The 11832-nt window shown below is 51.8% G+C and carries 9 protein-coding genes; all 9 read left to right on the plus strand.

Features of this window, described 5'->3' with window-relative positions; genetic code table 11:
• Positions 1–766: flagellin (locus TALK_RS19995; RefSeq protein ID WP_281251328.1), on the plus strand; the 766-nt coding region annotated here is incomplete at its 5' end.
• A 412-nt stretch (positions 767–1178) separates the two neighbouring features.
• On the plus strand, positions 1179–2549 hold the full coding sequence (locus tag TALK_RS20000; protein WP_085620935.1) for a flagellin N-terminal helical domain-containing protein: 1371 nt from the start codon (positions 1179–1181) through the stop codon (positions 2547–2549).
• An 86-nt stretch (positions 2550–2635) separates the two neighbouring features.
• Positions 2636–3022: a flagellar protein FlaG gene (locus TALK_RS20005; protein WP_085620936.1), complete on the plus strand. Its 387-nt coding sequence runs from the start codon at positions 2636–2638 to the stop codon at positions 3020–3022.
• 105 nt (positions 3023–3127) lie between these two features.
• Positions 3128–4900, plus strand: a complete 1773-nt coding sequence (fliD, locus tag TALK_RS20010; protein WP_085620937.1) for a flagellar filament capping protein FliD — start codon at positions 3128–3130, stop codon at positions 4898–4900.
• Between the two features lie 57 nt (positions 4901–4957).
• On the plus strand, positions 4958–5473 hold the full coding sequence (fliS, locus tag TALK_RS20015) for a flagellar export chaperone FliS (RefSeq protein WP_085620938.1): 516 nt from the start codon (positions 4958–4960) through the stop codon (positions 5471–5473).
• A gap of 203 nt (positions 5474–5676) precedes the next feature.
• The gene (locus TALK_RS20020) at positions 5677–7305 is read left to right on the plus strand and encodes a flagellar hook-length control protein FliK (RefSeq protein ID WP_085620939.1); all 1629 of its coding nucleotides are present in this window, start codon (positions 5677–5679) and stop codon (positions 7303–7305) included.
• Between the two features lie 21 nt (positions 7306–7326).
• Entirely contained in the window at positions 7327–8097 is a 771-nt protein-coding gene (locus TALK_RS20025) for a flagellar hook assembly protein FlgD (protein WP_085620940.1), read from the plus strand.
• Between the two features lie 52 nt (positions 8098–8149).
• Positions 8150–9862 (plus strand): flagellar hook protein FlgE, encoded by a 1713-nt coding sequence (locus TALK_RS20030; RefSeq protein WP_085620941.1) that lies wholly within the window; start codon positions 8150–8152, stop codon positions 9860–9862.
• A gap of 359 nt (positions 9863–10221) precedes the next feature.
• Positions 10222–11823: a flagellar basal-body MS-ring/collar protein FliF gene (gene fliF / locus TALK_RS20035; RefSeq protein ID WP_245830058.1), complete on the plus strand. Its 1602-nt coding sequence runs from the start codon at positions 10222–10224 to the stop codon at positions 11821–11823.
• The last annotated feature ends 9 nt before the right edge of the window (positions 11824–11832 follow it).

Consider the following 11832-nt stretch of genomic DNA (forward strand, 5'->3'; position numbering starts at 1 on the left):
CACCCAGATCATCATGACGGTTACCGCAAACGTCGACATCACTGCTGGTGCCGATGCTGCACTGACCCAGTCAATCGACGTGACCGATTACCTGACAGGTGGCTCCAAGGCGATGTCGGCTGGCGACAAAGGCACGCTCAACTTTGACGAGCTTGGCCTGTCAATCAACATCAACAACAACTTCACTGCTGCGGTTGGCGTTGTTGAAGGTGGCACGGGCGGTGACACCGATTTCGGCACCACTCAGGCGACTTATGGCGGTAGCGTCATCAACACGCTCAACAATAATACTGTGTCGATGGCCGCCGATAATGGTCAACAACTGGCTACCAGCATCGAATTCCAGGTCGGAGCAGGCAACACTGCGAATGACCGTTTGTCGATCTCGCTGACTGCGGTTGACTCGGCAAGACTGGGGGCCGGCTCTGCCAATACCGAGACCAGCCTTGATGACCTTGGTGCCAACGCGATTGATACCGCCGCCGGCGCACAAGAAGCAGTTGAAGTTGTTACTCGCGCAATTGACGACCTTCAGCGTGCACGTGCTGGCATTGGCACCTATCAAAACCGTCTAGACTTCGCCGCTCAGAACCTTGCATCAACGCAGGAAAATACTGAATCGGCTCGTTCCACCCTGCTTGACCTTGACGTCGCTTCCGAGATGACCTCCTTCACCTCGAAACAGATCCTGGTTCAGTCCGGTGTGGCTATGCTTGCCCAGGCGAACCAGATGCCGCAGAACCTGCTGCGTCTCCTGCAGGGCTAATTTTGCCTATCTGACATATCTTCAATATCAAGGCGGTGGTCATTTCCACCGCCTTATTCTGTTGCGCATATTTTCTCTAGGACCCAAACTCATCCACACGACAACCCCATACACAAGTATATATTTCGATTCGTCAAAAAGCCCTTAAATATCCTACGCAATGGTCAATTCAACACATGCAGGTTGAAAGACCCAAAGCTGATTTCCGCCTCAATTTTAGCCAACCATTTGTTTTATATAATTTATTTTATCTAAACATTTCACTGGACTCTGCATCCAGCCATAGGTATATTTTGAGATAGAAAAACGAGTTTTCTCTGATCAGGAAGATCTTTGAAAACTATCTGGCGCTGTTGCCAGGTTCAAGAACGGCGCGATGCTGTTCCGAGCTATCCATGTAGGAGATTCTAAAATGGCTCTTAATATCATTTCCAACTATGCTGCTAACGTTGCTCACCGTAACCTGTCGGCTTCGGATGAAATGGCGACCCGTTCGCTGTCAAAGCTGTCGTCTGGTACGCGTGTTGTTTCTGCACGTGATGATGCTGCCTCGATGGCCATCGGTGCACGTTTGAACGCAACGACCCAGGCCTTGAAAACAGCGACCGTCAACGTTGGCCAGGCCAACTCGATGTTGCAGATTGCCGATGGCGGCATGGCGACTGTTGATGACATCCTCGTTCGCATGAAAACGCTTTCGGTTCAGTCTTCCTCGGGCAACATGTCCGATATTGAACGTGGTTTCCTGAACGATGAATTCACCCAGCTTCGTGACGAAATCGACCGTATCTCCTCGTCCACCAACTTCAACGGCATTCAGTTGCTCGGTGATGGCGGTGACGTGGCACTGAACTATGCCGACCTCGAATCTGCTGGGCAGGGCTCGGCTATTACCGCGCAGACCGGTTTTGATGGTATTGCCATCACCAACAACAATCTTTGGGCAGGCGATGGTGAAGGCGATGGCGTAACCGACAACAACTTCACCATTTCGATCAACGAAATAACCGTTGGTGCTGGCACCCAGATCATCATGACGGTTACCGCAAACATTGACACCACTGCTGGTGCCGATGCTGCGCTGACCCAGTCGATCGACGTGACCGACTACCTGACGGGTGGTTCCAAGGCAATGTCGGCCGGCGACAAAGGCACGCTTAACTTTGACGAGCTTGGCCTGTCGATCAACATCAACAACAACTTCACCGCTGCGGTTGGCGTTGTTGAAGGTGGCACGGGCGGTGACACCGATTTCGGCACCACTCAGGCGACTTATGGCGGTAGCGTCATCAACACACTCAACAATAATACTGTGTCGATGGCCGCCGATAGCGGTCAGAAACTCGCCACCAGCATTGAATTCCAAGTTGGTGGCGGCAATACCGCAAATGACCGCCTGTCGATTAATCTGTCAAAGGTTGATGCGGACACATTGGGTACCGGCACTGCTGGCACCGAAACGAGCCTCAGCGATCTTGGAACCGATGCGATTAGTACCGCATCTGGTGCTCAGGAAGCCGTTGAAGTTGTCACCCGCGCAATTGATGACTTGCAGCGCGCACGTGCTGCGGTTGGTACCTCTCAGAACCGTCTGGACTTTGCCGGTCAGAACCTTGCATCAACGCAGGAAAACACTGAATCGGCTCGTTCCACCCTGCTTGACCTTGATGTTGCTGCCGAGATGACTGCGTTCACCTCGAAACAGATCCTGGTTCAGTCCGGTGTTGCGATGCTTGCCCAGGCGAACCAGATGCCGCAGAACCTGCTGCGTCTCCTGCAGTAATCCGGATATCCGTAGAGGGATGAGAGACTTTCTCTCATCCCTCATCCGGATTATCCTTTGCCAGACTCATGGCATAGGAGGACCAAATGGAATTAGTCAGCACCTATCAAAACCAACGTTCGACCGGTCCCGTATCCGGTTCAGCACCTTCTTCATCAGCGTCATCCGCGTCCAATAATGCTGGAAATGCGCTGATATCGGTGGAATCGCCGTCTTCGGGCGATGCAAATAGCGCCCCGGCAGATGCCGGACAAAAACTTCAAGCTGCACTTGCAAAACTTGATATTCCAGAACTTAACGATTCCAATGCCCGTATCGAATTGAATTTCAATCAGGATACCGGCCGGGTCGTCGCGAAAGTTACGGATAGATCAAACGGCGATGTTCTTCGTGAAATTCCGTCAAAAGAGCTGCAACATCTTTTCTCGCAAATCCGCGAATACCTTGGCAGCGTTGTTGACGAAGAAATCTGATTAAGCGATCGGGCTTTCCGACAGAGGCACACTTTTTGCGTATAGAATCGCGTTAAGGCAAAAAGTGAAATATTTGCCTACCGATGTGCCCAGGGAGCTAGGCAAATGAGCAGCGTAAACCTGAACAATATCTATGTTGGCGACAACGGCCGAATTCAACTTTCGGGCGGTTCGTCAAATATCGACTTTGTCGATGTTGTTGACAAGATGATCGCTGCGCGTCGTCTTCCCGCGGATTCTCTGGAAACTCGGATCGAGTCCAACGACGACAAATTAACAGCCCTCAAAGATCTTCAGACACTGATTGGTACCCTTAAGGATTCGATGGCCAATTTGTACGGGGCGACCAGCTTCGACAAATCAAAAAACATCTTCGAATCCAAACAGATTTTTGCATCCACAGACAGCTCAACCTTGGCAGGTGAACTGATTGGCATTACCGCGACCAATGCGGCCTCCACCGGTTCCTATACGTTTGAGGTCGATCAGGTCGCAACAAAACACAAACTGTCAACCGATACCCTTGCCGTTGCCGCCAGTGCAGATATCACAGGCATTACCGGCACCGGACAGTTTACCCTTACTGGCGGCACCGGAAGCTCCCAGATCACAGTGGCAGCCGAGGATACCCTGCAAGACATCCGTGACAAAATTAACAACGCCAAAGACAACACCGGTATTCAAGCCTCTGTCATCAAGGTTTCTGCAACGGAAAGCACATTGATCTTGACCTCAACATCCGAGGGTGAAGACAACCGTATGTCCTTTAGTGATGACACCGGAAATGTGCTGCAAAGCCTAGGAATCTTGACTGATCCGACAACAATCAATGCCGCAAATGTTATTGACAATGGCGACAATGCCTCGATCAAACTTGACGGCATTTCCATTACCCGGTCGTCAAATGAGTTTTCCGATCTTGTCGACGGCCTAAGCATCTCTCTTTACGATGCGGAACCTGGTACAAAAATTACCATCGACGTTGAACAAGACCTTAATCAGGCAAAAACAGCAATCATCGATTTTGTTGATGCATATAACGCGGTTCAAACTTTCATTAACGAAAAGACATTCGTTGATGAAACCACAGGAGAAGCGTCGGAAGATGCTATCTTGATTGGGAATTCAACAGTTAAAAACATTGAATCCTCCCTTCAGCAAATTGCCGGAACCTTTGCCAAAGGCGTGACCGACCGTGCGGGCAAAGATGATTACTCTGTTCTGGCTGAAATCGGTATCGACTTTGTTGCCTATGGCACCAATACAGATCCGTTGCTCGACAATACCTTTGTCGTCGACGAAACAAAGCTGAACGCTGCCTTGCTCGACGAGCCTACCGAAGTGATGGAGCTGTTCCTGTTCCGCGGCAAGTCAGACAACTCTGATTTGACCATGACGGGCTTCAATGGGAAGACCAACGCAGCACAGTATGATTTCAATATTGATGCATCTGGTGGCGTGATCAACAGTGTCACATATGACATTACGATTGATGGCGTTACGACAACTGGTAAGAATGCAACGGTCAGTGGAAATTCAATTACGACCACAGATGGACTGCGCCTGTTTTACGGTGGCGATAAAACTGCTGCAGACACAGCATCCGTAACCACCAGTGCAGGTATTGGCGCCCAACTTTATTTCCAGCTTGATTCTCTCCTGAAGGAAGAAGACGGTGCGCTAAGTCAGGAAATTTCAGCATTTGAAACCCAGAACACGTCCTATCAGGAAAAAATTGACCGCATTGATGAACGCCTGGAAAGCCAGCGCGAAAACCTTATGGATCGTTTCATCGCCATGGAAACATCCCTTGCACGCATGAAAACCATCCAAAACTCTCTCGACGAGTTGATGGCATCAAGCAGTGATAGTAGTTAACTTTTTGCCTCAAATCATGCACACTGACAGGACGCCTAGCAGACCAAGGAGTGTAGCATGAACGAACGTGCAGCACAGACGTATAAGAACCAGCAAGTCAACACAGCATCACCGGCCAAAATGGTTTATATGCTGTTTGAAAAGACTTTGGCATGCTTGCAGGAAGTTCTCCGTGCCATTGAAAGCAAAGATATCCAAAGCCGATGCAATGCCAATTGCAAGGCGCAGGAGCTGATTGCCCATCTGTCGAATACACTTGATATGGATCAGGGGGGCGAGATTGCGACAAACCTTGAACGTCTTTACACCCATTGCATGATTCGTCTGATGGGGGTTGATCGTCACAATGATCCAGAAGCCGCGAAAGAGGTCATCCATCTTTTGACACCGTTGCGCGATTCCTGGGCCGCCCTTGCTGACAAGAGTGAAAATGAAATGCGCCAAGCGATCATGACAGCGCAGCAAAGCCAGCCTCAGCCACAAATGCAGCCCGTGCCACAACCACAGCCTCAATCGGCAGGAAATGGGGATGAAAATCGCCCGCGCTCTTCGGGCCTGTCAATTTCCGCCTGAGATTCCACATATTCCGTATCAAAAGCTCCCACATCATCGGGGGCTTTTTTTGTTATGGGACCTTCCGGCAAAGACAGCCCGGCAAAAAATGCCCTTTTATTCAACCACCGATTAAGTAGCTGATTTTCTGTATGAATCCTTAACCATCAAAACTGGCCCGCCTTTTGCAAATGTTGTGACACTGTTTTGAGAAGGACCATGTCATGAACAGCTCTGCGATTACCAAATCGGCATCACCTACCATATCCATTCCAGGCCAGACTGCAGCTGCCAGCAGCGATGTGTCCTTTGGCAACGTGATGGAGCAAATCACGGATAACTGGGCAGACCGCAACACCCAGATCCGTCATGACGCGGCAAAAACTGCCCAGCTGCAGACCCGCGACAATACGGATGCAAGGCGCAACACCGGCGCCGAAAAGACATCGCGCGACGATTATACCAGAGCCGATACATCCCGTAATGATACTCGCACCAATAAAGATGATCATAAAACCTACGACGATGTCGACGCCGCTAGTTCGCGTGACGACACCCAGCGCGATGATCACCGTGACGTTGCCGATTCCAAAAATGATCCGGGCCGCGACGACCATGATACGCGCGACACCGATAGCAGAGCCGAAGGCACGGACGCCCAGTCTGATCAGCCTAAAGAAGTCGTCAGCGCCGATAGCGACCAACAGATCGCCTCAACAGACGACACAGCGACCTCTGCCGACCCCGCACAGCAGGGCGATCAGATTGTTGACCCGAATATGGCGGCAATCCCGGGCATCAATCCAGCAGCACAGCAAGCAACGGTGCAGGCCGGAGCACAGGTAGTAAGCAGTGCAACAGCTGCAAACGCCTCGACCCAGCCCGTTACCGGCACCCCGGCACAAAATGCCGAGGGCACGACCGGTGGCTTGATGAATTCAACCGCCCTGTCGCAGCCCGCAGCCGGCGCGACGGCGAAATCAGCATTGAACGGTCAAGACGGCAGCACCGAGGCCGCTGATAGCAATGACAGCTTCATCTCTAAAATCGTTGACGCAATGAGTGGCGAACGCAGCGTCAAGGCCGGGACCGAAACCGCAAATGCCGGAACCAATGCCAACACATCAAATACAAATGGCAACGCCACTACCGGTCAGCAAACAGCGGCAACTTCCGGCGCGGTAAATGGTAGCAATCAGGTCGCACAACAAGCACTGGCCGGCGCAGCCAATATGCAAACCGCACAGCCAGCCCCCCAACCACAGGCAGCAGCAATCGGCAACACCACAGCCGCCGTCAGTGCAACCGGCAACACCGAGGGCAGCACACAGGCGGCCAATGGCCCGCTTACCGGCAACAGTAGTCTAACCCAGAGCAATTCGACCGGACAAACTGCCCAAACCGCACGAAATGCCCCGGCACAGCAGGTTCAGCAACAGGTCGCGGTTCATATCCGTAACGCCGCAAGCGAAGGTGTTGACAAAATTTCCGTCCAGCTTCGTCCGGAGCATCTCGGGCGCGTCGATGTCAAACTGGAAATCGGCCATGATGGCCGTGTCCAGGGTGTCATTCAGGCAGACACCCGTGAAACGCTCGACTTGCTGCGCCAGGATTCACGCGCCCTGCAACAGGCCCTCAAAGATGCGGGCCTTAATGCAGACAGTCAAAGCTTCACCTTCGAACAACGGAACCAGGGCGGTCAGGGTCAGGATAGCAATGACTCGTCACGCATGGCCAACAAATCGGGCAGCACGCCGGATGAAGGCGATGTCCTGACCGGTGCCGAACTCGCTGAACATGTCGCCATTGGCTACGGGATCAATCCCAATGGCCTGGTCGATATCCGAATTTAGGAAAGGTAGGGAAACAAGATCATGACAATTTCATCCCTGACCAATGTTGGTGTTGCAACAAATGACACGAACGCCGCGTCAAGCAGTTCCGCGAGCCAACTGGCCCAGAACTTCGACACGTTCCTGACATTGCTGACGACCCAGCTTAAAAATCAGGATCCCACCTCGCCAATGGAAAGTGACAAATTCACTGACCAGTTGAGCCAGTTCGCCCAGGTCGAACAGGGGATCCAGAGTAACAAGAACCTTGAAAACCTGCTTGCAATGCAAAGTCAGCAGCGCCAGTTGTCTGCCCTGTCCTATGTCGGCGCAGAAATCGAGGCGGTTGGCGATACCAACTGGCTTGAAGAGGGTGGAGATCTCAAATTCAAATATAATATTTCACCCGAAGTTCCCCGTCTCCAGATTCAGGTTCAGGATCAAAGCGGCAAGACAGTTTACTCAGAAGATCTCACCGAGGTTTCCGGCCTTCAGGACTTTACCTGGGACGGGAAAAACAACAGCGGCGTCCAACAGGCAACCGGGGCCTATACCATGGTCCTTAAACCGATGGGGGCCAATGGTGATGTTTTCAAAGATGAAAACGGTGATTACGCCTCGGCTGCAATTGGCATCATCGGCAATGTCGATAGTGTCGATATTGACGACGACGATATTTATCTGCGTATCGGTGACGTTTCCGTCCCGTTTGCAACCCTGACAAACGTAAAGCTGGGCGCGAATAGTACAGATACCGGATCAGAGACAGATACTGGCGACGATGCTTCCGATGAACAGGACGCAGCAGCCTGATGTCACATATCCGGATATTAATTAACAGCCCTGCATTTGCTGGAGAAGAAAAATGAGTCTTTTTGGTGCAATGATTTCCGGTGTTTCCGGCCTGAATGCCCAGTCCCAGAATCTGGGCGTCATTTCGGACAATATCTCAAACCTCAACACAATCGGTTACAAAGGTACGGTCGGACGTTTCTCGACACTTGTAACTGAATCAGCAACCAATACCAGATACACCCCCGGCGGTGTAAGGTTCCACCCGACGGCATTAATCAGCAAACAAGGCCTGCTTCAAGCAACGTCGTCGACAACAGCCGCCGCAATTTCCGGCGATGGCTTTTTTGTCGTCCGTGATACGAACAGCCCTGGTTCGGACAACGAGATATTCTTTACTCGTGCGGGTGACTTCAAACCTGATGATGACGGCTATTTACGTAATACTGCCGGATATTATGTCCAGGGTTGGGCGACTGACCGTAATGGTAATCTTCTTGACCCGGCAGGAACGGCAACAACATCAAACAGCTCTGCAGTCTCCGATCTGCAAGTGCTTGATATCAACTCGATCCTGACCGCAGCTGCGTCAACGACGAGCATCGAGTTCGGGGCCAACCTTAATCGCAATGAAACAGCCTTTGTAGGCGGTTCTAATGTTTCCACCACATTAGGCGTTGACGGCACCGCTGCCCTTGCCGGTCAAGCGGGTATCACCGCTGGTGATAGTTTCGACATCACTTATAATGGTACCACCACAACAATTACGATCGCCGCCGGCGAAACACTTTCAGATATTGCCGCCAAAATTAGTGCCGTTACCGGCGCAACAGCAACGGCAACCTCCACCGGTGCAAACGATACCCTGACCATTACAGGATCCTTCGCTGACCAAGATGTTGTCATAACCAACAACAACAATACCCCGCTGACAGCACTTGGCTTTACCGGGCCTTTCCCGGCAACTTTGGCTGCGACCTATACCGGTGGTGACCTAGCATCCGGCACTGTTGCAGAAAACAACACCATGCCGGTTACAATTTTTGATTCTCTTGGTTCGGCGCATGTCGTCCAATTGCAGGTGATCAAACTGGGGCAAAACCGTTGGGGGTTTGAACTGACAGGCAGCACTGCTGCCGATGAGCTTGACCCCGCCCTTCACCCCGACGGATTGATACAATCCGGTATCATCACCTTTAATGGCGATGGCAGCCTCCGGACTTTTACTGATAATGCCGAAACAACAAATCTTGTCGACCAGGATATCGCCGTTAACTGGAGCAATGGTTCGAACGCCAATCAAATTACCATTGATCTCGGCATTGTTGGCCTGACAAACGGCGTCACCCAGTTTGGTGCAGGCAGTGACTCCAACGGCAACCTTGTTGAGTATGATACCAAATTCATCAACCAAGACGGTGCGCAAGCCGGTTCCATGGTGAACTATGGCTTCACCGAAGATGGCTTCCTTCAGGTCGAGTTCGCCAATGGCGTAAAACGTCCGATCTACAAACTGGCAATTGCCACCTTCGAAGCCCCCGATGAAATGGAAAACCATACTGGTAACGTTTACCGTCAGACCCGTGAATCAGGTGACTACCTGCTACGTGAACCGGGCCTGAATGGTGCAGGTAACGTTGTGGCATCCGCTCTTGAATCGTCAAACGTTGACCTCGCCGTGGAATTCACAAATATGATTGTGACCCAGCGCGCCTATTCGGCAAATACCAAGACGATCACCACGACCGATGAAATGCTCGACGAGCTGATCCGTATCAAACGGTAATTAGCTGATACCATCGGGGTGCTTTTGCTACCCCGATAGACTGCATATTTACAAAGACTCGCCCGGCTTTTACAGCCGGGCTTCTTTTTGGTAACATTACTACCTACATAAAGAGCTGCATATTGATCTCGCCAAAGATATAAATGATTCAAATCGCTGGCGAATTTTGAACACATTAACCGGCAAAAATTGCCGATCGTTAACCTGTTCTTCAATATGGGCTTCTATTCGTTAAGAGTACCGGTAGCAATTGTGCGGACATCTACCGGTACATGGGACAGTGGTAACAATCGATCCGGGAGCAACCGAACGTGGGCGGTTTTTTACAAACCCTAAAAGGTCTTGGACCAACACGCCTGATGGCCATCAGCGGCGTCGGGGTATTGCTGCTTGTGTTTTTCGCGTTTCTAATCCTGCGCGTATCGGCACCGAATATGGAATTGCTGTATCGCGATCTTGATCCGACCGATGCCAGCCAGATTGTCAATCAGCTGGAAGAACAGCAGATCAGTTACCAACTGCTCAATAACGGCACAGAAATTCTTGTCCCGGCCGATCAGGTCAACCGCATGCGCCTTTCGATGGCCGAGAATGGCCTGCCAACCGGTGGTTCTGTCGGTTACGAAGTCTTTGACAAAGGCAGCGGTCTTGGTGCCACCAGCTTCGAACAAAATATCAATCATGTCCGCGCCCTTGAAGGCGAACTGGCCCGAACTATCGCTGCGATCCAGTCGATTCAACAGGCACGTGTTCATCTGGTTTTGCCCAAACGCCAGATGTTTTCACGCGAAACGCAATCCGCAAGTGCGTCAATTGCCGTTAAAATGGCCGGTGGGGAATTAAAACCCGAACAGGTTCTTGCGATCCAACATCTGGTCGCCGCCGCGGTCCCGCAATTAACGCCGGGCAAGGTTTCAATCATCGATGAACGCGGCCGTCTTCTGGCACGTGGGCAGGGCGAAGAGCAATCATCAACCTTCCTGACCCAGACCGCAGACGAAATGCGCATCCGCAATGAAACACGCCTGCGCAACACAATCGAAGACTTGCTGTCCCGGTCTTTGGGTTCTGGCGAAGTCCGCGCCGAAGTCTCGGTCGAAATGGATTTCAACAAGATCACGACCGCGAACGAACGCTTTGACCCCGAAGAACGGGTCGTGCGCTCCAGCCAGACGATTGATGAAAGCTCAACCAACACCGAAACCGAAGGCAATGACCCGGTAACCCTGCAAAACAACCTGCCAGATCCCAATCTTGGCGCGCAAGGTGCTGGTACCAACAGTCAGGAAACACGCAGCGAAGAAACCGTCAATTACGAGATTTCCAAAACCACCACAACCAAGATCAAGGAAATCGGCGAGATTTCGCGCGTTACGGTTGCTGTTCTGGTTGATGGCACCTACACGACCGATGAAAACGGCGAAAAAGTTTATCAGGAACGTTCCCCTGACGATCTGGAGAAAATTGCGGCCCTTGTCCGCAGCGCAATCGGCTATGACCCGGCGCGCAGTGATCAGGTCGAAGTCATCAATATGAGATTTGCTGACACCACGGATCTGTTCGCGGACGAGGCAATCGACTCCTTCCTCGGACTTGATAAAGCCGAGATATTCCGCATCGCCGAGATGCTGGTTCTTGCCATCGTCGCCATTCTGGTCATCCTTCTAGTGGTTCGCCCGCTGCTAACACGTGCCTTTGAAACCCTGCCAAGTGCCGCCGACATGGCCCAGCGCCAGTTGCTGGCAGAAGATATGACCGCCGACGGCACCCCGGCCCTTGCAGGCCCGGCACCGGTGCCAATGGCCCCGGGTATGGGCGATGAAGGCGATGAATTGATCAATCTGTCCATGGTTGAAGGCCGCGTCAAAGCATCCTCGGTCAAGAAGATCGGCGAGATTGTGGACAAACACCCGGAAGAAGCCCTGTCGATCATTCGCAACTGGCTGTATCAGGAAAGCTGATTTTCCTGA

It is taken from the genome of Thalassospira alkalitolerans (genome assembly GCF_002115745.1).
Classification (GTDB): Bacteria; Pseudomonadota; Alphaproteobacteria; order Rhodospirillales; family Thalassospiraceae; genus Thalassospira; species Thalassospira alkalitolerans.

Excerpts from the sequence above, each read along its gene's own strand:
- fliS (WP_085620938.1), top strand. The coding sequence starts at position 4,958 with ATGAACGAACGTGCAGCACAGACGTATAAGAACCAGCAAGTCAACACA.
- TALK_RS20025 (WP_085620940.1), top strand. The coding sequence starts at position 7,327 with ATGACAATTTCATCCCTGACCAATGTTGGTGTTGCAACAAATGACACG.
- TALK_RS20030 (WP_085620941.1), top strand. The coding sequence starts at position 8,150 with ATGAGTCTTTTTGGTGCAATGATTTCCGGTGTTTCCGGCCTGAATGCC.
- fliD (WP_085620937.1), top strand. The coding sequence starts at position 3,128 with ATGAGCAGCGTAAACCTGAACAATATCTATGTTGGCGACAACGGCCGA.
- TALK_RS20005 (WP_085620936.1), top strand. The coding sequence starts at position 2,636 with ATGGAATTAGTCAGCACCTATCAAAACCAACGTTCGACCGGTCCCGTA.
- TALK_RS20000 (WP_085620935.1), top strand. The coding sequence starts at position 1,179 with ATGGCTCTTAATATCATTTCCAACTATGCTGCTAACGTTGCTCACCGT.
- fliF (WP_245830058.1), top strand. The coding sequence starts at position 10,222 with ATGGCCATCAGCGGCGTCGGGGTATTGCTGCTTGTGTTTTTCGCGTTT.
- TALK_RS20020 (WP_085620939.1), top strand. The coding sequence starts at position 5,677 with ATGAACAGCTCTGCGATTACCAAATCGGCATCACCTACCATATCCATT.